Raw genomic sequence first — 23751 nt, forward strand, 5'->3', positions numbered from 1 at the left:
TGTAACATGAATTTTTTAGAAACCAATGACGTGGTTAAACAGTATGCCAACCATCTGGCCCTAAATAAGGTGAGCATACAAGTACCCCAAGGCAAGGTATTCGGACTTCTTGGTCCCAATGGAGCCGGAAAAACCACTTTGATCAGAATTATCAACCGTATTACGGCACCAGACAGCGGGTCAGTATTGTTTAATGGAAGGCCTTCCATGCAGGAAGATATTTTTAAAATTGGCTACCTGCCTGAAGAAAGGGGATTATACAAAAAAATGAAGGTGGGTGAACAAGCCCTATACCTGGCACAATTAAAAGGTCTGGATTATTTTGAAGCTAAAAAAAGACTTAGCCATTGGTTCGAGAAATTCGAAATAATGCCCTGGTGGAACAAGAAAGTTGAAGAGCTTTCGAAAGGTATGCAACAGAAAGTACAGTTCGTTATTACGGTGATTCATAATCCCGAACTATTAATTTTTGATGAACCTTTCAGCGGTTTCGATCCTGTAAACGCTGATTTGCTTAAGAAAGAAATTTTAGAGCTCAAGGATGCCGGTCACACCATCATCTTTTCTACGCACAACATGTCGTCTGTGGAAGAAATATGCGATGAAATAGCATTAATAGATCATGCACAGGTAGTGTTATCCGGTCATGTTACTGAAGTAAGGGAACGTTTTCGGACCAATACATTTAAAATAAAATTAAAAGGTACCGCCCTGCTGTCTTCTGCCGATCAGTATTCCATACTATCGCAAAAGCAAGGACAAAACTCATTGGAAGTATTGCTTCGTAAAAGCAATGATGTAAGCAACGCAGAACTGCTTATGTCTATACTGAAGCAGAATGAAATCATTGCATTTACAGAAGAGCTACCTTCTATGAATGAAATTTTTATTAATACCGTTGCAGGTAAAAACAAACCACAAGTATGAGTAAAATAGGAATAATCATCAAAAGAGAATATCTGAACAGGGTAAGTAAAAAATCGTTCCTCATCCTCACGTTTCTTACTCCGATATTGTTTTCAGCCCTTATATTTGTACCCCTTTGGCTTTCATCTATCAAAGGAGATGAAGTTAAAAATGTAGTTATTTTGGATCGGACAGGTGTGTATGCACCCTTATTCGAAAACACGGATAATTATAAATTTATAGCAGGTACCGAGTCTTTAGAAAATTATAAAGCATCTGATGACAAATCTGTTTTTGCCATTTTAAGTATAACAGACAATTTATTGGAAAATCCTAAAGCTGCCACTTTATATTCCGAAAAACAGATTCCGGGAGAGCTTAGCAGGATCGTTAATCAAACCTTAAGCAGGTACCTTGAAAATGCCAAGATGGCCACCTATAATATTCCAAACCTGAAAGAGATTATTAAAGAGAGTCAGATCAAATTTGAAATCAACACGATTAAATGGAGTGAAGACGGAGGCGAAAGTGAATCTTCCGCTTTGGTTGCATCAATAGTTGGTATGTTATTCACCGTTATTTCGTACATGTTTATTATGGTTTATGGGGCCATGGTGATGCAAGGAGTAATGGAAGAAAAAACCAACCGCATTGTAGAATTGATGGTTTCGTCGGTTCGGCCGTTTCAACTCATGATGGGTAAAATCATAGGAATCGGCTTTGTTGGGCTTACTCAAATGCTTTTATGGGCCATTCTTACCCTGACATTGATTATGGGCGGTCAGTTTCTCTTTATGGGGGGAACTGTAGATGCCCAAATGATGCAACAGGGAGCTATGATGAGTGCTAACGGAACGATGCCGGGAATGGCTGAAGCATCCCAAGAACCAGCTGTTAAAATACTTGGAATGCTTCAGACGATCAACTGGGCAGAAATTGGCTTTTTCTTTGTAATCTATTTTATTGGCGGTTATATGTTGTATGCATCTGTATTTGCAGCCATCGGTTCTGCAGTTGATAGTCAGGAAGACACGCAACAGTTTATGACTCCCATTATGGTATTCATGATGTTTTCGCTCTACGCAGGAATTTACAGTATGGAAAATCCGGACGGACCATTAGCCTTCTGGTGTTCTATAATTCCTTTCACCTCTCCCATTGTAATGATGATTCGGCTACCCTTTGAGATTCCTTTGTGGGAAAAGCTTCTATCAATTGGATTGCTTTATATTACATTTATCGGCATTATATGGTTCTCTGCCAAAATTTACAGAGTAGGAATCCTGATGTATGGTAAAAAACCAACCATTAAAGAGATGATCAAATGGCTTAAGTATAAATAAATATTCAACCTACGAATAAAAGAAAGAGGCAGTTCAACCACGAAACTGCCTCTTTCTTTTTCTATTAAACATCTTAAATAGCATCAAGACGCTCTTTACATTTTATTTTCTTACGCCTTCAAAAACAGCTTTCCGCAAAGTTCCGGTTGTATCGTCGCCATCGTATTCCCAATACATGGCACCCAACATTCTCTTTTCAAGAATATAGCTACATTTAACAGCTATAGATCTCGGATCTTCGTATGTACAAACAATGCGCCCTCTATCATTGGTGATATAGGGAACCATCGCCTTAGCATCCCAGCGCCAGCCATAACCCTCCAGCTTCATAATATCTTTATAGTCAATAAAATCGGGAAGATATTCTTTGCCATGTCCATAGAAAGGGATGCCCATGGTTAATTTAGTAAGAGGCATACCAGCCTGCACATGTGCCTCTACACATTCGTGAACCGACAAGCCACGTACCAGATGCGAGCGATATAGCGGCGCATGATGTACCGGAGGTCTGCCCATATCGTATGTCATTATATTAACAAAATCAACCACGGGCTCAATGGCTTTAAAATCAATATAATTAGCTGTAGCAACCGAAGCCAGCGTTAGCAACCGGTCGGCACCGATTGCCCGGCGGATGGATGTCATCAATAAGGTGAAATTCTCCTTATCCCCGGGCGACGACGAGATTCCTGCTGCCGAGCTGGTTGGGTACTCCCAGTCGATATCAATGCCATCCAGATTAAACTGATCGACCACCCGTTTACAATCTGCCGCAAATAGATTACGAGTTGTTTCGTTAGCAGCCATTTCACTAAACCGGCCGCTACCCCATCCACCCACAGACAGAAGCACTTTCAATGTTGGAGAATATCTTTTAAGTTGGGCAATCTCCGTAAGTCGGCTTTCATTGTCAATTTTCAATCCATCGAACCGCTCATTTACATGACCAAAAGCATAGTTGATATGAGTCACATACCGTGTATCGGGTACACTAGCCGACCACGATGTTACGTATGCCACAATGTAAGGCTTGTTGCTATTACGAAGCAACGGAAGAAGTTCTTTTTCAAAAACCTCTTTACTGATTATTCTGTAATGAGGGGTATAATTGGCTTCGAAAGCCTTACTATGGTGACCAACAAACTCGCCTTTATCCAGGTTTGACCGGATAAAGAGCTTGTCGGCTTCATAATCGTTGAGCTGCAGATTCATTTTATCAATTACCTTCTGAATCTGCTCCCATTGTACAGCCCATTCCCTTACAGGCATAGGTTTGATACCATTTACACTGCGCACAAAAGCATCGAAAAAGGTCTCATAACCTATTTGATTCTCCTTGATTACAGAAAGATTGACCCGGTAGAAGTTACCTTCTCTTCCGGTTGGCTCACAGATCGCTCCTGTAGAATGACGCATTCCGCCAAGTTCCTTACGCAGATAAGCCCCGGCCGAAGCTGTATCGTTAACAAGATGTCCGGGCCCATAAACATCCTGAAAGAAATTCTTATACAGATCTTTCAGTGTAGATTTAGGATATTGTTGCAATTGCCTCTCAACTGTGGTACGAACCGAAGCCTCAAACGGATCTGATTCGCCTGCGTAGACTAGCAATCCGATACATGCCATTAAGGTCAACAAAAGTTTTCTTTTCATAGGTAGTTTATTTTAATAGCTTCTCCAACGTTGCAGGCAATGCCTCTTCGCGGATATCCTTAGCAATAATTACACCTTCCGGGTCCAACAAAACATTGGATGGAATAGCTCTTACACCATAAAGCTCTGCCACTTCGGAATCCCAATATTTGAGATCAGACAAATGTGTCCAGGTAAGGTTATCGTCGCCGATGGCTTGCAACCATTTTGATTTATCTTCATCCAGGGAAATACCCACCACCGTAAAGTTTTTATCTTTAAAGCGGTTGTAAGTAGCCACTACATTGGGATTTTCCCTACGGCATGGAGGACACCAGGAAGCCCAGAAGTCGAGCAGCACATATTTACCACGGAAAGAAGAGAGCGAAACAGACACACCGGCTGTGTCAGGAAGCGCAAATTCCGGAGCAACCTTACCTATTTGAATATTCTCCAGGGTGGCGATAATTTTATCAAGATCCTGCAGATAGGGTGTAGCGTTAAGCTCCGGAGCGAATTTAGCACGGATCATTTTAAGCTGATCCAGCGGAACACGATAGGTAAAGTAGCGATACAAGAAAAATGCTGCTACAGGCGAAGTCGTATTAGCAGTAACCAGACTATCAATGTTATAATTATCTTCCAGCACGGCTTCGGCATTACCCAGATACAAATCGTTTGCTGGAGAGTTCGTAATTGTTACAGTTTCCTGGTCGTCTGCTATTTTAACCGTCATAGTTGCATTCTCCACAAAGAATTGAATAGGATACTGCATATCCTCTGTCTGTAATCCATAAAGAGAAGGCATGTCCACTTTCCCTTTAAACGTAAACTTTCCATCTACGATCTGAGTTGAGTCTACATTGAAAAACATTTTATTACGGAACGATTTTAAATAGATCATCCCTTCGGATGTGTTGGCTAATTCGCCGTTAATAACAAAACCCTCCTCCTTTTTGGCGCAGGAGACAAATGCACAGATTGTAAGCAGGATAAGCAAATACCTTTTCATATTAACTAGTTTATGATTGTTGTAATGATACAAATATAATGAAAGTTCACGACTTATTTAGCACGTGCATATTGATGAGGATACAATACCTCGTCGCCCGACTCCTTAGCTGCATGCAGGGGAAAATATGGATCGCGGAGCGACTGCCGGCCTATAAAAATAAGATCGGCCTTGCCTTGTTGTAAAATTTCTTCGGCCTGAGCAGCATTGGTTATCATACCTACTGCACCCGTAGCAATACCTGCCTCCTTTCTGATCCGGGCTGCATAGTGTACCTGGTAACCGGGGGCAACGGGTATACGGGCTCCAGGCACGTTCCCACCTGTGCTGCAATCGATCAGACAAACTCCGGCCTCTTTTAGTTGTGCCGACAAGCGCACCGTTTCTTCTATGTCCCATCCTCCTTCGGTCCAGTCGGTTGCAGACAACCTCACAAACAACGGATATCCATCCGGGCAAACAGACTGTACTTCGCGTACTACTTCCATAAGCAAGCGGATTCGGTTTTCGAAGGAACCTCCATACGCATCGGAACGTTTGTTACTGAGGGGAGATAAAAATTGGTGTAAAATATATCCATGAGCCGCGTGTATCTCTATTACCTTAAAACCGGCTTTCAAGGCTCTGACTGCAGCCAATTTAAAATCGGATTTTACTTTGTCAATCCCTTCGGTGTCCAATGCCTGAGGAGTGGATTCGCCTTCGGTAAAAGGAATGGGACTGGGCGCAACGGTTGTCCATCCACCTTGAGATGGTTGCAACTGACAATCACCATTCCCCGGATCACTATGCGAAGCTTTACGTCCGGCATGAGCAAGCTGAATTGCTGCCACACTACCCTGACTATGTATAAATGTCGTTATTCGCTGTAAAGGTTCAATCTGGTGGTCGGACCAAATACCTAAATCTTTGGGGGATATTCTTCCTTCGGGAGAGACTGCTGTAGCCTCCAGGCAGATCAGTCCCGCACCGCCAACAGCCCTGCTGCCGTAATGAACAAAATGCCAGTCGCCGGCCAATCCATCTTCGGCCGAATACTGACACATAGGAGAAATCGCAATTCTGTTTCTTAATTCTAAACTACCAATTCTTAGGGGAGTAAATAATTCTGACATCTTTTTTTGTTATTTGTTACTTATAGTTGTAAAACGAAAAAATGTCCGAAATTGTTTATCCGGGTAAACGATATATAGTTAGTATACCCTAAATACAATTACAGATCCCGTAGGGTGTATCCGGAACTCGTTACCCAGACTTTCATTCAGTGTTCCCTGCCACCAGCTATGCAGACTTTTACGCACAACCGGATATTTAAGGTTGCTTACTGTAAGTTCGCCGGCATCCATAGCAAACACAGAGACCTGTTGTCCGGCAAAACTTTGGAAGGAGCTTTCGGTACAAATGGGAGTAAACACACCATAATCGGTAAACATTTCAACCTGGGCATCTGCCATATAATCGAGAAGCAAACTGAAATTTCCGAGGGTATGGTCTTCTCTTTTTCCGGTAGCCCCGATAATGGTTAGATTGCGTCGTCCTTGATCCAGACAGAAGCGGACCGACTTGGTGAGGTCGTTTGTTTCCTGATCGCTGCAGGGATGTAATATAGCGGCAAACTCCGATCGGGAGGATGCCGACAATGAATCGCAATCCCCTACGATTGCCACCGGTTTAATGCCCCGTTGCAATAAATCGTCGGCTGCTCCATCACAGCAGACAATATAGTCACATCTTTTCAACCAATCCAGCAAAAGTGGATGTTTTGGAAAACTTCCGTTGGCCAGAATCAGTGTTTCAGGCAGATAACCGGTAGCTCGCAGAGGATAATAATTCATTTTATACAATGTTAAACAATTTTCAATTCAAATAAAGTGGAAACAAACCTATATAATCGGGGTTGAAATCTTAATTCCTGACCGTCTCTTTCTGTTCTGACAGCATCAGCTGTTTCCACTTAAAATAACCAAATACCGGAACAATGGAATAGACAACGTACAACAAGGCGGTTGGGTACAATCCTTTCCAGGCATAGAGCGCGCATGATACAACATTAACTACAATCCACAGTCCCCATTGCTCTATATACTTATTGGCAAGCATCCACATCGCCACAATACTGAGGGCCGTAGTGAAGCTGTCGCCAAAAGGAACCGGACTATCGGTAAAGCGAATCAAAATGCAGGCTATACCGGCGAAAAGTATGGATAATGCAAGTAAGGCAACGCTCCAATATCTGAACGGCATATGTGATATAGTCAGACTCTGCACTTGCGAGGCAGATTTATTCCACCGGATCCATCCGTAAATGCTGGCAAACAGATAATAGATATAGATACCCATGTCGGCATAGAATCTGGAAACAAAGAAAATATAAATGTAGAACAGCGGCATAATAACACCCACCGGCCACAAGTATACGCTCGCCCTGTATTCAAGATAGAGATAGAGCAGTCCGATTACAGCACCTGCAATTTCGATATATTCCATTGTTTCTTATTTAAAATCGAAGTGTAAGATTCGCTAACACATGCGTTCCAGCCTGCGGGAAATAGCCAAAGTCGGCATACCTGTCGCGGGTACCGGCCGAAGCATCCGGTTGCTGGTAATAGGAATATACCCATGCATTGCTTTCATACTCTTCATTAAACAAATTATTCACCAACAAGTTGACCGAAGCCGATTTTAATCCTTTCAGTGAAAACGTATAACCTAAACGAAGATTATTCACAAAGTAAGCATCCAAAGCCCTGTCATTGCTCGACGTATTGTCTATATACTGTTTTCCTACGTAATTAGACTGCAAACCGGCACTCCATCCTTTATAACTGGCAGAAAGCATGCTATTGGCAACCACCGATGGCGAAAAAGCAAGCGTTGTTGTTCCAAGCTTGTTTTCAACCTGACTTGCCCAATCCCAGTTTTCGTCGTACAAATCTACAAATTCCGTATAGTTTTTAACCTTATTTTTGCTAAACGTTGCATTTACATCCCATCGCAGCCAGGAAGTAAGCTGTGCAGCAGCCATCAGTTCAATACCGGCACGGTAGCTATCGGGAATGTTGGATGTAAGCATCTCCCCTATTTCGTTTACCTTGCCTGTAAGTACCAACTGATCTTTGTATTTCATGTAGTACAGATTGGCTCCGAACGAATACAAAGGTGTACTGAAGTTATAGCCGGCTTCGTAATCAATCATCCGCTCGGCTTTGGGTTTTTCGTTGAATGAGGCATCCGTATAGTTGTTTCGGGCAGGCTCGCGGTGAGCGATTGCTGCAGAAGCAAACACTTTCTGGTTTTGATTAATCTGGTAATGCAGTCCGGCTTTGGGATTGAAGAAATTAAAATTCTTATTTACATCCAATTTTTGCATCTCTCCGTTAATCCAATCCCAGGTGTCATTCTGTCCATCAATGGAGTAATCAATAAATCTATATTGTATATCTCCATAAGCAGTTAGTCCCTCTGTAATAGAATAAGTAGCCTTCAGGTACACGTTGGCATCGGTTTTTGTTCCGTTACTTTCGTAGAATGTATGATCGGGCGATAAATTACCTATGTAATTCTTCACCCAGATAACTTTCCCGAAGTGATCTCCGTCGTATCTGTTGGCAGCCCCTCCGAAGGTAAGGTTCCATCTATCTTTTAGGTAGTTAAGCGACACAACACCTCCAGCAAAATGGTTATCAAGCCACTTTCGGCGCACTAAATCACTTTTCTTCACCGTCTCATTTCCATATTCAAAAGGAATAAGACCATATTCCAGAAGTTTACGATCGGTTTTATACTCTTCATAATATCCTTTACCACGCGTGTAATGCAGTCCGGCATTCAGTGTGAGTGATGGAGTAAATGTATGGGTGAGCAAAAACTGATAATGCGTCTGTTTGTAATTGTCGGTCTGATTTTCGTAATACATCGGATTCCCGTTTGCGTCGTCACCCATATATCCGCTGGGATTATAGGTACGATCTGTCTCCAGTTTGTCTTTAGGTACTCCGTCCCAGGCATGATACGTCTTTTCTTCCCCTCTGAAGGTGATGAATTTCAATACGGTATTTGCCCCATAATACCCAGCCTGAGCAAAATAGGATTTTAAATCTGTAGAAGCCCTGTCGATAAATCCATCCGAATTGATTCCCGAAATCCGGGCATCAAACGCCCAATGCTTGTTAAGAAGTCCGGTTCCCATCTTCACCTGAGCCTTAGTCGTATTAAAAGCACCGTAAGTTCCAGATAATTCACCGTATGCCTTGTTGGACAAATTCTCTGTCTTCATATTGATACTTGCACCAAATGCTCCTGCTCCATTGGTAGAGGTACCGACTCCCCGCTGTACCTGAAGGTCTTCCAGAGAAGAGGCAATATCCGGCATATTAACCCAGAATACGCCATGCGATTCGGAATCGTTCAACGGAATGCCGTTGGTAGTAACATTGATACGTGTTGCATCGGTTCCCCTGATACGGAAGTTGGTATAACCGATGCCGGCACCTGCGTCCGAAGTCGCAACCACCGATGGAGAAAGTGTTAGAAGAAACGGAATGTCTTGTCCGAAGTTTTGTTTTTTAATCTCTTCTTTACCAATGTTAGTGTATGCAACCGGAATATTAACTCCGGCACGTGTAGATACAACTTGCACCTCCTGCAGGTTAATCAATCGCAGACTATCCTGTTTTTCTTGTGCAAATGAATAGATACCGGCAATACAAGTGCCGGCAAGCAATAAAAACGCTTTTCTCATTTCTAATAAATTAAATAGTAAAACGGAAAGGGGACTTTCCTTCTCCTCCCTACGCCAGCATTACCTGGATCAGGTTATGGGTATGATCTCAGCCCGTACTATTAAGGCACCCCCCTATGATAATTAGAGGCAAAGGTACTTCTTTTTTTATTAGAAACAAGCAAGTGGATACGAATCGTGCACAAAACAAAGAATTACCCCTCCAATCACGAACCTGTTCCCTTACGTATTTTAACCTCTTCTATACATAGATTATTCATTTTGCCAGTTATATATTATTCAGTAGCCAGCTGCATACTGTAAGTTTAACATATGGATAACTTGCAGTTGACAGCTGCCTACTGCAAGTTAAACAGCTGCCTACCGAATAGTTGTCTATTATAAAATGGATAGTTTATTGTATACTTTGGGGTTAATCTATTGCAAGCCGGGCTTTCCATCCCTCCAGATCACCTCATTTTGTGTTATATACCAAGTTTTACCATTATCGTTGTTACCCTGATAAAACAGATAAGTACGACCGTCAACATCAGTAAAGATATGTGGATGCCCCGATTCGCTGGAGTTCCACTCCCCGGGCTTTCCGTTTCTTACAAACGGTTCATCGCTTAATCGTTTCCATACAATCCCGTCCGTACCCTCAGCCACACCGATCTGCTGCGGAGCATTATTGTAAGAACCGGCATAGAACATGTATAGCTTATCTCCTTTTTGGGCAATGGAAGCACCTTCAATACATTTTCCCTCCCAGGGATATTTTGGATATAAAATAGAAGAGTCGGCTGCCTGCACCCAGTCCTCACGGCTGAAGTCTGAGTTAACAGGTGCTGTAGCAACCCCTTGCATCTGGATCTGATACTCCTTATCTCGTGTTGCAAAATACAGGAAATAACGACCTTTAAACTCGAATACTTCGGCATCGATTGCCCGTCCGCAATTCCAGTCGCCAGTCGGCCGGAAAATAGGATTCGTAGGATTCCTGTCAAAATGAATTCCATCCTGCGATACTGCGTGGCAGATTGCATCATCTTTCCCATTTCCATACGTCTGGTAGAACAGATGCACCTTTCCATCCTTTACTAAAGCCCCTGGAGCACACAGACCCTTCTTTTCGTAATCGGCTCCGGGTGCCGGAGTGATTTCTCCCACCTTGGTCCAATTGTTCAGATCTTTGCTACGGGCTATACCTATGTTCCATCCGGACGACGGATCGCCCTTTAGTGGCGGTATCGAATAATACATAAGATAGTTCCCCTTAAAATTAACCACATGAGGATCTTTTGAATAAGGGACTCCGATACGGGATGTATCGCCAAACATCATGGCAGGCCTTTGGGCAAAAGTAGCAACAGAAAGGCATCCAACGAATAAAATCAATAATAGTCTTTTCATGATATAGAATTGAGAATATAGTTACAAAGATAAAAAAAAGGCACTCCACACAGGGAATGCCTTTTTGAAAGAATAGTAAATTCTCTTATTTTTTTGGAGCTTCTTCTTCAGGAGTAGCTTCAGGAGCTGTTGCTGGCTGTTGAGCTGTTCCGAAATCAGGAGCAATTGTATTAGGATCGATAGTTACTGCTTCGTTTACCTGCTGATTGATTTCAGATTGTGAAGCGTGCTGATCTCTGGGAATAAATGCTGTGATTACAATACTCAAAACAATTACAAATCCAGCCAGACCCCATGTAGCTTTTTCAAGAAAATCGGTTGTTTTTCTTACACCCATAATCTGGTTAGAAGAAGAGAATCCTGATGCCAAACCTCCTCCTTTTGAGTTCTGTACGAGTACGATCAGAATTAATAGTATGGACGCGATCAAGATTAAGATAGAAATAAATACGTACATCTTAGTTTTATTTTTTAGTGTTAATAATCAACTTTTCAAGAAATTTAATCTGGTCTGCAAAGTAAACATTTTTTTCCGGATATTTCAAACTTAAATTTTGAATTATTTGCATAGCTTTCTCATATCTTCTTTGTTTGATGTAAATCCGTGCCAATGTCTCTGTAAAATAGGAATCGTCGATGCCGGCCGACATATTTTCCTCGCTTGGTTTAGACAAGGGTTTATCTCTGTTACTATCTAATAGTCCGTCTGATATGGTAAATCCGGTTTCTCTTTTCTCGTCTTTGGAAATAAACGTATCAATTAGCTCATGATGCTGAAGCTGGTTTGTGTTAGATGCCTCCGCTTCTGCCCCCTTTTCGGCCAACGACCAATAGATATAATCGGACGAAACAGAAGGTTGAAAGATCAAAGAAGCTTCGGCCACGGCTTCCGTATCTGCTTCCTTAGAAGATAAAAACGCATCAATCAAAGAAAAAGTATCCGATGACGGTTTTGACGGTTTATTTTCTCCAAACATCTGCAAGCCATAATTTGAACCTTCCAGAAACATAAACAGCTTTTTTCGGTCGGGGATACCAATTGCCAACCGTTTAAGCTCAGATGCAAACCGGATATCATTTATCATGGCCATATTTTTTAAGTACAAAAGCTTCACTGTATGGAAATAGGGAAAATCTTCCATAAGCTGCCTCAGTTCGGGCAATGTTTCAGACGAAAGCTCTTCAGGCTTTTGCATCAGCTCGTATAGTCTGTCGCTCGTCATAGTTACCAGTTAGCTACGGTTGCATTATAAATTTGATCGGCAAGCTCCTCATTTATTTCCTTAAACAGGGTTTCCTGTACATTTTGAAGCATGTCGTTGCTATCAAACTCTCTGTAAGCAGAGAAAGTCTGTTCAAAATCTTCATCAGGTTTGGTTCTGTTCGTGTATCTTACTCTTACTGTTAGCGTAAGCTTTGTTCTGGATGAATAGGCATCCTCTTTAACAGCCATAGGTGTAAGGTCGCAACTGATAATTTCGCCCTCAAGTTCCAAATCGCCGTTAGCGGGAGCAAGCGATAAACGAGTCTGACGTACATATATATCTTTCATCCCTTCCGTAAAAACCTGTGCAAGGGGTGGATAGGGAACAAACGATGCCTGATTAGGAAAATCCTTAATAGTTATCGTCTTTACTTTTGAATAGTCTATCGAAGCTCCGTTAAACTTATAGGAAATTGAACAGGCAGTAAAAAGGATGATAAAAAAACAGACTACTGCGACTTTATATTTTAGCAACATACTATTCGAGATTATATTCTTTAATTTTCCTATACAGGGTTCGTTCCGAAATCTTAAGATCTGCCGCGGCATTCTTACGTCGTCCGTTGTGCTTCTCCAAAGCTTTGCGTATCATCTCTTTTTCCACCTCTTCAAGTGATAATGTTTCTTCTTCGTACGGCTCGGCATCCTGAATAGAAGGCATAGAATGGATGGAATGAGGTTGTACATAACTTGGTTCATCCACAACCGGAAGCTGTACACCTCCATTCATTATTTCGTGAACTAATTTTTTAAGTTCCGTAACATCTTTCTTCATATCGAAAAGAACCTGATACAGAATTTCTCTTTCACTGTTAAAAACCTTTTGTTCGGCTTCATGCTTTACCAAAACAGGGAATTTCTCCATTTCCACATTGGGAAGATATAGCCTAAGTACTTCGGCCGAAATATCCCGGTTCTCCTCAATTACAGAAATCCTTTCGGTGATATTCTTCAATTCACGTACGTTCCCCGGCCAACGGTAATTAATAAGCAACATACGTGCATCATCGTCTAAACGGATGGAGGGCATTCTATACTTCTCGGCACAGTCGCTGGCAAACTTTCTAAAAAGAAGAAGGATATCTTCAGATCGTTCGCGCAATGGGGGTATCTGGATAGGAATTGTGTTCAATCGATAATACAAGTCTTCACGAAATTTTCCCTGAGATACGGCTTGAGCCAGGTTTACATTCGTTGCAGCAACAATTCTTACATTCGTTTTTTGAACTTTAGAAGAACCTACCCTCATAAATTCGCCCGATTCTAACACGCGTAACAAATATGCTTGGGTCTGAAGCGGTAACTCTCCTACTTCATCCAGAAAAAGTGTACCGCCATCTGCCACTTCAAAATACCCTTTACGCTCGGAACGGGCATCCGTAAAGGATCCCTTTTCGTGTCCGAAAAGCTCAGAATCGATTGTTCCCGCAGGAATTGCACCACAATTCACAGCAATATACTGTCCATGTTTACGGGGACTATTTTGATGTATAATCTGTGGGAAAGTCTCTTTTCCCACACCACTTTCTCCTGTAATCAGAACAGATAAATCTGTCGGAGCCACTTGTAATGCTATATCAATCGCCCGGTTCAAGGCCGTATTATTGCCTATTATACCAAAGCGCTGTTTTATTTGTTGCAAATCTACCTTCATTTATCTTTTATATTAGCTGTAAAACTCAGTTATAATGCCAAAATTACAAATGATTATCGAATAATCTGCTATTTGACTGAGGATGATTTGATGTTAAATCATTTTTTTAAGGCATAGGTTTTCTCGTACAAAAATTTGGCAAATTCTTCGTCCGAGGTATAGCTGTTTTGTTCTTCAACCGATATAGGTGCTCCTATATAAACGTCCATCACTTTCCCATGCTTATTAAATGCTTCAATAGGAATACGTAAGGTTCTTATTTTCCAGCTGATTCTGCCAAGCCAATAAAAGAACGAAGAGTTTAATCCGTCAAAGAATACCGGATAAACAGGAACATTACCTTTCCGTATCAAACGGATTACACTTAAAGTCCAGTCTAAGTCCATTACCCGTTTTTTCTCTTTATTATAAAAAGAGATTGCACCAGCAGGGAAAAACCCCATGGGATGCCCGGACTTAAGCCTTTCCAGAGATGTACGTACTCCGTTAACATTGGCTACATTGGCACCTCTGTTTTTTGAATCGGGTTGTACAGATATAAAATTATCTTCCATTGCCCCTATTTTGGTAAGTACGCCGTTTACCATCACCGCAAAATCGCTTCTGCGTGCGGCAAAGATATCAATAAGCATAATCCCGTCAATGTGTCCGAATGGATGATTTGAGATAGTTATAAAAGCCCCTTCCGGCAAAGTATCCAATAACTCCGCATTATGAACGTTATATTTTATATCCATCAGAGGATCATGTAACAAAGCTGTCGTAAAATCAGCACCTCTTAAGTGACAATGTTTGGCATGGATATCATTAACCTTCTTGATACCAAGCCATTTTATTATTTTTTTTCCAAGAAAAATCCCGAATTTAGTTTTAAAAAAAGGGGCAATCTCCTGCAAATCAGATAAATCGACTACACTTTTTTTCATATCTTATTTCAATGATTTATATTTCATAATTGCTATGCCAACTGCAATCCAGAATAGTTCTCTTACACGAGTGCATAAACTAACATATACTCCTATTCCAGATGTAATGGACAATGAAGAGAGAGCCAATGCATATCCCCCCTCTCGTGTACCCAATTGCATCGGGGAAAAGAATAACAGGTTCGCAAACAGCGATGCAAATCCTACAATAACTACACACTGTATGTAGGTTATCTCGTATCCTATTGAATATATCATTATAAACACCTCCATACAAGCAATAAAACGTGCGCAGAGCTCTGCGCCTAAAGATGCATAAAATGCTTTTTTTCTATTATTGTAAAGATGGGCAATAAGTTGATCCATCTCTTCAACATGTTCTTTATTTTTTAAAGAATATTCTTTAATACGCTTCTTTACAAAGGGAATGCACGCTCCAAGTGCAAGCAGGCGACCGATTACACCCTTACGATACACTTTAAACGACCAATAAATCAAAGCTACCGAACCAACAAGAACTGACCACAAAACAATTTCTATCCCCAGACTTATATGCTTTACCGTAATCATTAACAACGGAACACACAAAAGCCAAAGAATGAAATGAGAAACAAAATGCATCATTGCGTAAAGCAATACCGATGATGTTGCCTTTTTGGTACCAAGTGCAGGCTTAAGCTCTAGAATCCGATAAGGTTCTCCGCCTAATAATCCCATAGGGGTAGTGTAATTGATAGCATACCCGCTAATCACGATTTTGAGGGTTCGAAGATATTTTATCTGCTTGGTTTCTTCACTTCCGTCTCGAATAATTATGTGAAAAGAAATGGCATTCACAGCATATACCACAATCCATATTCCTACAATCGCGAAGAACCACCAACCGGTATTTTTTAGATTTTCATAAATTACATCAAAGCCCAGTGAGTGGACCATTATAAAAATAACCAAAACTCCCAGGGCAAAGAATATATTACGAATTACATTACTCTTATTTTTCATGCAAAAAGATTATTATAGAAAAGATTTGCACATCTTTTCGTGCTTTTTGATGGAAATAAACAAGACTATGTTCAGTACTATAATTTCATATAAAAAGTAGGCCCAAACTTCACCAGTCAGCACAATAATAAACATCACAATTGTACGACCATTAAAGGTAAGCAAGTCGATATAACGCATCAAATTCCGGCTTTTCTTTCTGAAAGCCAATCGAATATCTTCGGGGATATCCTCTTTATACTTGTCTTTGAGGCTGCTAAGCATCTGTTGTAAGACAGGTGTTACCTTTTCCTGCATCTTTGTGTATCCTCTGTAAAAGAAAAAGAAAAATCGGTTTATTCCGGGTTTCATTGCAAGATAAGCGGCGTTAACCTGACTATAGGTCTGAAATTCGGCCCCTTTTTCTTTACTTAAAAAAAACAGATGCAATGTTTTATAGTAATCTGTTATATTTGCCTGTACAAGATGGGACATACCTGATAAAACAGCTAAAGCAAAAAACCATGGGGTACCGTGCTCAGCCATCAACCGCAAGGCAAAACCTACATAAATAGAAGTAAACCAAAGATCTCCCGCAAAACCATCTAATATACGACCTATTTCAGATTTAATGCCAGTAAGACGAGCTAGCTGACCGTCTACACAATCTAATATATTAGCAAAAATCAATAATAAAATTCCTAAAATCGTATAATAAAGAGCTCCGAAATAAAATAAGTAACCCGCTCCTATCCCCACAAATATGGATAATATCGTAACCATATTGGGTGTAATACCGGTATTTCGAAGCAAACAAGCTATTTTGAAGCCTATGGGACGATAGAATATTCTGTCTATTTTATTTTCTGTTTCGATTGACTTTAACGATGCTTCGTACTCTTTTTTATTTATATCGTTCATTCAGAGTTTATTTATAAGAATAGCCGCCATCAACGACAACTACCTCTCCATTAAAATAATTATTTTCAATCAACATTTTATATACCTCGGCCAATTCTTCTGGTTTGCAAAAACGACCAAGGGATACTTTTCTTTCTATGTTTCTACGAATTTCTTCCGGTTTAGTTAGCTGCCATTCGGTATCAACAAAACCCGGAGCAACAGCATTTACCCTGATTTCGTACGGTACAAAAACTTTCACCATATTTTTCACCAAGGCATGTACTGCCGACTTCGATACTCCGTAAGCTAACGAAACCGAATGGGGCTCGATACCCATCAACGATCCCGTAAATACTACGGAACCACCTTTAGCCATTTTGGTAATGATGCGTTGCATTAAAAAGACCGGAAAGTGAACATTTGCAAAAAAAACCTCTTCCCACGCAGCATAAGACACTTGTTCAAAAGATTCACGACAAGTAAGTCCGGCGTTAAAAACCACTGAAAACAACTCAAGGGACTGTTCTTCAAGATAGGCATCGATTGCAGAAATAGACTTGATATTGGTAATGTCGGCTTTCAAAATACGAACGTCAACATCATTATTCTGAAGAAGCTCCCGTCTAGTTTCTTCGGCAGTGTGAGTGTCTGAAGAATATGTTAAAATCAAATCGTATCCCGAGGCTGCCAAACATAAAGCAACTGCCTTACCGATACCTTTGGTCCCCCCGGTAATAAGAACATATTTATCCATATTTATTCTGTTTCATGCTTAACCGTTACAGGTTTCGCTTTTTGCTGGGAATGGAGGTTTGCCTCGTAGCTATCGTGAATCGTCTTTTTTAGATTGGATGAAGAAACTCCTGTACCATATGGAAAATAAAAAACCTTTACACCAAGTTCTTCTAAATAATCATATTTCCCAAACCAGTCGTCGCCTACAACAAAAGCATCGATATTTAATTTCTTCACTATCTCGCTGTGATCCAAGGAATGCTGAGGAATCACAATATCGGGCGTTTTAAGAGCTTCAATAATTTGAAGACGTTCGTTAAAAGGGATGATCGGTTGAGGTTTATATGACATTACAAGTTCATCTGTACTCACTCCTACGATTAAAATATCAGCCAGACTTCTGGCGTAGTTAATCATACGAAGGTGATTATAATGAAACATATCAAATGTTCCTGAAGTGTAAACTATCGTTTTATTTTTAAACATACCTAATCCTATCTAAGTTTTATTGCACAAACTTACACAAACTTTTCCTATCAAAAAAAGTTTATCTAAAAAAAAGCTAATTAATACATGCTCCTATCGGCTATTAGAATCGCATGGTAATATCTGTAACGAAGTACTAAAATAAAAACAGACAGTAATTTTATTAATTCTTACTGTCTGTTTTATATATATTAGACTCTTTTCAGATACTATCTATTGCATCATCTTTTGTAAGGTCGAGCTTTTCGTTATCCCCTCCTTTATCGAAATATTGCTTACGAAGTGGATTTGCAGTTGCTTCTTTATAGAATTTTCTGCATCTGTAAATATCAAGAGCTGTATATAACGCCTGTCTGAATGAATCTTCGGAAGCCATATTCTTGCCTGCTATGTCGTAAGCTGTTCCATGCGCAGGAGATGTTCTTACAATAGGTAATCCAGCTGTATAGTTAACTCCTTCTTCCATAGCCAGGGCTTTAAACGGAGCTAATCCCTGATCATGATACATGGCGAGTACTCCGTCAAATTTATCATAATTCTGCGAACCGAAGAATCCATCTGCGGCATAGGGTCCGAAAGATAATACACCTTGTTTATCCATTTCTTCCATAGCAGGAATAATTATGGTTTCCTCTTCTTTTCCAAGCAACCCATTGTCTCCAGCATGAGGATTCAACGCTAAAACAGCTATTCTAGGCTTAATGATTCCAAAATCCTGCTTTAACGATTGGTTAAAAACCGATAATTTAGATTTAATATCCTCTTTGGTAATATTCTGTACAACCTCAGACAAAGGAAGATGCCCGGTTACAAGTGCCACCCGAAGGTTATTGCTCATCAGAATCATCAAAGCCTTCTTGCCAGACACTCCGAACACCTCTTCAAGATACTCAGTATGTCCAGGAAAATGAAATTGATCGTTTTGAATATTATGTTTGTTAATAGGAGCTGTTACAAGAACATCAATCACCCCTCTCTTCAAATCATTGCAAGCAGCTTCCAATGCTTTAAACGCAGCTTCTCCGGCAATTTCCGTTGATTTTCCTAATTCTACTTTCGATTCTTCATCCGCACAGTTGATGATGTTTATACGATTGACACCCGCATCTTCAGCCTGATTAATGACACTGATATTAACAGGTTGCATCTCGAGGACTTTGCGATGATAAGCTGCAATTTTTGATGAACCATATATTATCGGCGTACAAAGATCGGCAATTCTTATATCGGAAAAAGTTTTTAAAATAACCTCGTAACCAATTCCATTTATATCTCCGTGCGTGATTCCAACCCTTATCAATCTTTCTTCCATTTCTTTTTTATATTAATTACTCAATTCGGCTTGAAGCGGCTCTTCATCCGGTTGGTCAAATTCACCGGGAAGCTTCAATGTGTACAAAGATGCTTCAACCTGACGAATTATATTTCTTTTATCCTTTTCAGGTGCATATACAAATCCTTCAACAACGATCACCCGCTGATTTGCTTCATCCAAACGTGCATGACTTACAAATGGGCCTCCCATCATATCGCCTACCATTTTCCATAAACCACGTATTTCGGCACAGTATTTTCCTTTTACAGTTATAGGTGTGAAGCTAACTCCCCCAAAACGTGTTTCGGTAGTCATATATGAATTTTCAAATGATCCGGGAATATTTGCTTTTAACACAGAGTCTCTTTTTGCAATCAGATACTCCGGGGTGAATGTATTATTGTCAGTATAAGGAAACGAGTAGATAATCATATCTCGTCTGCCTTCCGCTGCATTATTAGAAGCCCAGAAGAAGTTTGTAGTATCTTTATAGAATTTCATTGATTCGGGAGCTTTCAATTCTACATCAAATATCTCCTTTACCTTTTTGTATGTATAGCTGCTGTAGGTTTTATCCAGGGTCTCAATCGTACGGTTCAACTCAGATTTTACAAAAAAGTCTAATATTGATTTAGCATTATTGGTTATATATAGCTCAAGAGATGCAGCATCAGGAGCTTGTAATTTTAATAGAATTTGCCCTTTAGCCCATCTGTCCTGCGAATAATTCATCCCTGCTTTCGTATACATGGATGGATTAATCTCAACAATCATAATATTCCGGACAATCTGTAGCATTCTATCAAAATTTTGGGGCTCTGTGTAAGATATGTCCATTACCGGCTCAGGTTGTGTCAAGCCTGGAACATCTGATGAAAGCAAATCTTTTATTGCGATACCGGCAGGTCCCTCCCATGCACTTTTATCCATCACAACAATTAAATCACCGGGTGAACCTGTTGCTTTTGACACAACCGGACCTCCTTCACAGGCACCCATACATATGACGAGCAACATCATACTGAAAAACAAAGAAATCGTTTTCATATGCATTAATTTATTAATTCAACAAAGATATATTTTTTTTGCAAAAAGCATGCATTATTTAATTCTTTTGCTCTTTTTTTGCTGTAGACAACATTCCACAAGCGGCAAATATATCTTCACCTCTCGACGAACGAATGGTACATACAATTCCTTTTTTAGTAAGGGCATCTCGAAACGCATTCATATTTTCGGTATTTGAGCTTTTGAGGGGTGAATTAGGTATGGCATGAAAACGTATAAGATTTACACGACAAGGAATTCCTGCAATTAATTTAGCAACTCCTTCAGCATGTCTCAAGTCATCATTTAATCCGTCAAACATAATGTATTCGAAGGAAACCCTACGCTGATGACTAAAATCGAACTGCCTGATTTGAGCTATAACCTCTTTGGCAGGAAATGCCTTTTCGACGGGCATGATAGATAAACGTTCATCAGGGAAAGGCGAGTGAAGGCTATAAGCCAAATGGCAGTCACTTTCTTTAAGAAAGCGTTGCAGACCTTTTGCAACCCCGATGGTAGATACTGTTATACGTTTTGGACTCCAGCCGTAGCCATACGACGATGTAAGAATTTCGAGAGCTTTAAATAGTTCATCAGCATTATCCAAGGGCTCTCCCATACCCATAAATACTATATTAGTCAGCTTTTCGTATTCTGGGATGGATTGAATCTGATTTATTATATCAGAAGTAGTAAGGTTTCCATTAAATCCCTGGCGACCTGTCATGCAAAATGAACAATTCATTTTACAACCTATTTGCGAAGACACGCATAATGTAGCTCTATCTTCTTCAGGAATATATACTGATTCTACAAAGGCATTAACTCCTACCTGAAATAAATATTTGATAGTGCCATCCACCGATTTCATAAACTCCGAAGGAGATGTCATCCCAACAACATACTTCTCACTAAGCGTATTTCTGTTTGCTGCAGATAGGTTTGTCATTTCAGAGATAGAAACAATCCTTTTTTTATACAGCCAATCGGCTATTTGCTTCGAAGCATAGGCTGGAAGATTAAGCTCTGATGCTACTTCTTTCAGTTCATTTAATGTCATTCCTAATAATCTTCTTTTTGCTTCCATGTCTTCCTTCTTAATATACTTTAAACTGCAAAGATAAAAAAAAAGCGGATGTCTTTCATCAAAGAAAGACATCCGCCGTGTAGTATAATGTAACTTAAAACTTTTTTTAATAGAAACGAATGCGGTTATCTACGATTTCAGCTTTATTAACCAACGACTGAACAGCCTGGAATCCGAATCGATATGCATTTGCAGAGTCAATTGTCTTAATCTGTTCTGCTTCGTTGTATACTTTTGCATCTTTGGTTTTATTATAAACCTTTAGTACATAAACACCGTTATTTCCTTTTACCGGAGGTGTAAGCTGTCCTACCTGAGCTAAAGCTACCGCAGCATTTACTTTTGGTTCAACACCGATGCCAGTAATTCTGCGTGTACCGAAGCTAACAAACTTAACTGAGTCTATTTTAGATTCCATAGCTTCTGCATAACCTTCAAGTGAAGTGATATTCTTAGCAGCAAGATCCGACGCAATTTTGTCGCCTTTCTTCTGAGCAATCAATTCAGCCTTCAAAGCAGGAGCAACTGTTTTTACAGAAGCATAACCTTCAGGGATTGATTCCTGAACTGCTGCAACAACAAACTTATCTTCACATTCAAAAATATCAGAAATAGCACCTTTATCATTTTGGAATGCCCAACGAATAACTTGTCTTGAATTTTTGATAGTTCCGATCATTTGATCAGCACCGGTGACAGTCACATCAGACAGTACATTGTATCCTGCTTCTTTAGCAGCTTCATCCATCTTTTTAATATCTCTGTTAGCTGTCAGATACTTATTCAATTCATTATAGATATTGCTATAAGTTTTTGAACTGGGAGAAACTGTCATATCAATGTCTGCAACTTTATATTTTGTTACACTGGCAGTTCTCTCGTCTACTCTAACCAAATGTGTTCCATACAAAGACTTTACTAATGCATAACCATTTACAGGAGTTGAGAAAATAGCCTTCTTGAAATCTTCATTTACACCTCTTAAAGCTGTAACTTCCGTAAACCATCCAAGTTCGCCACCATTCTGCGCAGATTGATCCTGTGAATAATTCTTAGCTAACTCAGCAAAATTGCCGCCGTTCTTAAGAACTGTCATCAAACTGTCTGCCAAAGATGTTGCAGCAGCTTCATTACCGGCATTGGCAATCATGATATGGCTAACCTTAATCGAATCAGGTGCAACAGTCTTATCTACCAATTTAAACAATCTGTATTTATCAGCTTCGAAAACGGGGCCATAAACTGTTCCCACTTCGGCAGTTGTTGCAAATTGTTTTAGCTGCTCATCAAAAGCTGCTGCAGAAAAGAATGCATCCACATAAGGAACTTCAGAATTTTCATTTACAACATCGGCAATCCGGTCTGTTGAGATAACTTCTTCTTTAATTGCTTCAATTTCCGCACTTGCATTGTCATAATCCTGCTTGCTTGGACGAATATCTACAGCAATATATTTGATCAATTTGCTCTCTTTCTGCTTATACACAGATTTGCGTTGATTGTACAATTTATCAATTTCACTATCAGATACTGTCACTAAAGAATCAGCAACAGAAGCATAGGGTTGCATTGCATACACAATATCTGAACTTTCGGCTGTTTCGTCAAAAGTTGCTTTGGCATCAATAACATTGGCTGTAATAGCCTTGCTAAGCAAAGTTGTATATTTTTGCTCCAAACGCTGTTGCTTGATATTCTTTTCCCAAAACAACCAGAAATTCTTTGCCTGGGCAAGCTGAGCTTGCTGATCTGCTGGATAATTAGCAAGATTAGGATCATTTATCGTTTTCAAGAAATTCAACAATGCAGGTTTATCAAATGCACCAGTCTCAGGATTTACAAACATCTGCATCTGCTGGATCATAGGTGAAATATTTTCTCCCTGAACCATATCAAACAGCTCTTCGGGTGAAACTACAATACCCAAATCAGACAATTCTTCTCCAAGGACGATCTCACGAACCATAGCATCGAAGACAGATTCACGAATCTGAGTCATGTATTCTTCAGGTAAACTTGTGCTACCGGACTGCATTTTATAAACTTCCGTCATTTCGTCAACACGAGCCTGATAATCCTGAATTTTAATCACTTCTCCATTAATTTCAGCAACACGTTCCTGCGATTGTCTAAAATAAGTAGATCCTGAGTTTAAAAAGTCACCGATAATGAAAGCAAACAATGCCAGCCCCACTACGAGTACTAACAATCCTGCTTTGTTTCTAATTTTTTCCAGCGTAGCCATTTATCTTTATATATTTAAAAAGTTTATATTTTACAGTTAACGGGCACGAAGATACAAACAAAACGTAATTAACGCGCAT

At 40.1% G+C, this 23751-nt stretch carries 22 protein-coding genes; 2 read left to right on the forward strand and 20 right to left on the reverse strand.

Annotated elements, in window-relative coordinates; translation table 11 throughout:
- Positions 1–6: 6 nt before the first annotated feature.
- Positions 7–927, forward strand: a complete 921-nt coding sequence (locus tag F5613_RS02450; protein ID WP_179398548.1) for an ABC transporter ATP-binding protein — start codon at positions 7–9, stop codon at positions 925–927.
- Positions 924–2249 (forward strand): ABC transporter permease, encoded by a 1326-nt coding sequence (locus F5613_RS02455; protein WP_179398549.1) that lies wholly within the window; start codon positions 924–926, stop codon positions 2247–2249. Before F5613_RS02450 ends, F5613_RS02455 begins: the two co-directional genes overlap by 4 nt.
- Before the next feature lie 102 nt (positions 2250–2351).
- Here F5613_RS02455 and F5613_RS02460 read toward each other — a convergent pair whose 3' ends face one another.
- The 20 genes from F5613_RS02460 to F5613_RS02555 all read right to left on the reverse strand — a co-directional run bounded on the left by F5613_RS02460 (position 2352) and on the right by F5613_RS02555 (position 23672).
- Complete coding sequence (locus tag F5613_RS02460; RefSeq protein ID WP_246303319.1) at positions 2352–3902, reverse strand: glycoside hydrolase family 18 protein; 1551 nt, start codon at positions 3900–3902, stop codon at positions 2352–2354.
- Positions 3903–3909: 7 nt separating this feature from the next.
- A complete protein-coding gene (locus tag F5613_RS02465) occupies positions 3910–4893 on the reverse strand; it encodes a TlpA disulfide reductase family protein (protein ID WP_179398550.1) in 984 nt (327 codons plus the stop codon).
- Positions 4894–4946: 53 nt separating this feature from the next.
- The gene (gene namA, locus F5613_RS02470; protein ID WP_179398551.1) at positions 4947–6008 is read right to left on the reverse strand and encodes an NADPH dehydrogenase NamA; all 1062 of its coding nucleotides are present in this window, start codon (positions 6006–6008) and stop codon (positions 4947–4949) included.
- A 78-nt stretch (positions 6009–6086) separates the two neighbouring features.
- Positions 6087–6728, reverse strand: a complete 642-nt coding sequence (locus tag F5613_RS02475) for a thiamine diphosphokinase (RefSeq protein ID WP_179398552.1) — start codon at positions 6726–6728, stop codon at positions 6087–6089.
- 70 nt (positions 6729–6798) lie between these two features.
- Positions 6799–7380, reverse strand: coding sequence for a nicotinamide riboside transporter PnuC (pnuC, locus tag F5613_RS02480; RefSeq protein WP_179398553.1), 582 nt, complete (start codon positions 7378–7380; stop codon positions 6799–6801).
- Positions 7381–7390: 10 nt separating this feature from the next.
- A complete protein-coding gene (locus tag F5613_RS02485) occupies positions 7391–9634 on the reverse strand; it encodes a TonB-dependent receptor (protein WP_179398554.1) in 2244 nt (747 codons plus the stop codon).
- Positions 9635–10051: 417 nt separating this feature from the next.
- Positions 10052–11026 (reverse strand): family 43 glycosylhydrolase, encoded by a 975-nt coding sequence (locus tag F5613_RS02490; RefSeq protein WP_179398555.1) that lies wholly within the window; start codon positions 11024–11026, stop codon positions 10052–10054.
- An 85-nt stretch (positions 11027–11111) separates the two neighbouring features.
- A complete protein-coding gene (gene secG, locus F5613_RS02495) occupies positions 11112–11483 on the reverse strand; it encodes a preprotein translocase subunit SecG (protein ID WP_179398556.1) in 372 nt (123 codons plus the stop codon).
- A gap of 7 nt (positions 11484–11490) precedes the next feature.
- Positions 11491–12249 (reverse strand): hypothetical protein, encoded by a 759-nt coding sequence (locus tag F5613_RS02500; RefSeq protein WP_179398557.1) that lies wholly within the window; start codon positions 12247–12249, stop codon positions 11491–11493.
- A 2-nt stretch (positions 12250–12251) separates the two neighbouring features.
- The gene (lptE, locus tag F5613_RS02505) at positions 12252–12767 is read right to left on the reverse strand and encodes an LPS assembly lipoprotein LptE (RefSeq protein ID WP_079684318.1); all 516 of its coding nucleotides are present in this window, start codon (positions 12765–12767) and stop codon (positions 12252–12254) included.
- Between the two features lies 1 nt (position 12768).
- Entirely contained in the window at positions 12769–13944 is a 1176-nt protein-coding gene (locus tag F5613_RS02510) for a sigma-54 interaction domain-containing protein (protein ID WP_079684317.1), read from the reverse strand.
- A gap of 98 nt (positions 13945–14042) precedes the next feature.
- On the reverse strand, positions 14043–14870 hold the full coding sequence (locus F5613_RS02515; RefSeq protein WP_179398558.1) for a lysophospholipid acyltransferase family protein: 828 nt from the start codon (positions 14868–14870) through the stop codon (positions 14043–14045).
- Between the two features lie 3 nt (positions 14871–14873).
- Complete coding sequence (locus tag F5613_RS02520; RefSeq protein WP_179398559.1) at positions 14874–15872, reverse strand: lysylphosphatidylglycerol synthase transmembrane domain-containing protein; 999 nt, start codon at positions 15870–15872, stop codon at positions 14874–14876.
- Between the two features lie 12 nt (positions 15873–15884).
- Positions 15885–16772 (reverse strand): CDP-alcohol phosphatidyltransferase family protein, encoded by an 888-nt coding sequence (locus F5613_RS02525; RefSeq protein WP_179398560.1) that lies wholly within the window; start codon positions 16770–16772, stop codon positions 15885–15887.
- A gap of 7 nt (positions 16773–16779) precedes the next feature.
- On the reverse strand, positions 16780–17508 hold the full coding sequence (locus tag F5613_RS02530) for an SDR family NAD(P)-dependent oxidoreductase (protein ID WP_179398561.1): 729 nt from the start codon (positions 17506–17508) through the stop codon (positions 16780–16782).
- Between the two features lie 2 nt (positions 17509–17510).
- Entirely contained in the window at positions 17511–17975 is a 465-nt protein-coding gene (locus F5613_RS02535; protein ID WP_079684312.1) for an adenylyltransferase/cytidyltransferase family protein, read from the reverse strand.
- Between the two features lie 202 nt (positions 17976–18177).
- The gene (gene pdxA, locus F5613_RS02540; RefSeq protein ID WP_179398562.1) at positions 18178–19287 is read right to left on the reverse strand and encodes a 4-hydroxythreonine-4-phosphate dehydrogenase PdxA; all 1110 of its coding nucleotides are present in this window, start codon (positions 19285–19287) and stop codon (positions 18178–18180) included.
- Between the two features lie 12 nt (positions 19288–19299).
- Positions 19300–20337, reverse strand: a complete 1038-nt coding sequence (locus F5613_RS02545) for a DUF4837 family protein (RefSeq protein ID WP_179398563.1) — start codon at positions 20335–20337, stop codon at positions 19300–19302.
- A gap of 58 nt (positions 20338–20395) precedes the next feature.
- On the reverse strand, positions 20396–21427 hold the full coding sequence (gene rlmN / locus F5613_RS02550; RefSeq protein WP_179398564.1) for a 23S rRNA (adenine(2503)-C(2))-methyltransferase RlmN: 1032 nt from the start codon (positions 21425–21427) through the stop codon (positions 20396–20398).
- Positions 21428–21533: 106 nt separating this feature from the next.
- A complete protein-coding gene (locus tag F5613_RS02555; RefSeq protein WP_179398565.1) occupies positions 21534–23672 on the reverse strand; it encodes a peptidylprolyl isomerase in 2139 nt (712 codons plus the stop codon).
- Between the last annotated feature and the right edge of the window lie 79 nt (positions 23673–23751).

Origin of the sequence: Macellibacteroides fermentans, assembly GCF_013409575.1 — a bacterium.
GTDB classification, from domain to species: Bacteria; Bacteroidota; Bacteroidia; order Bacteroidales; family Tannerellaceae; genus Macellibacteroides; species Macellibacteroides fermentans.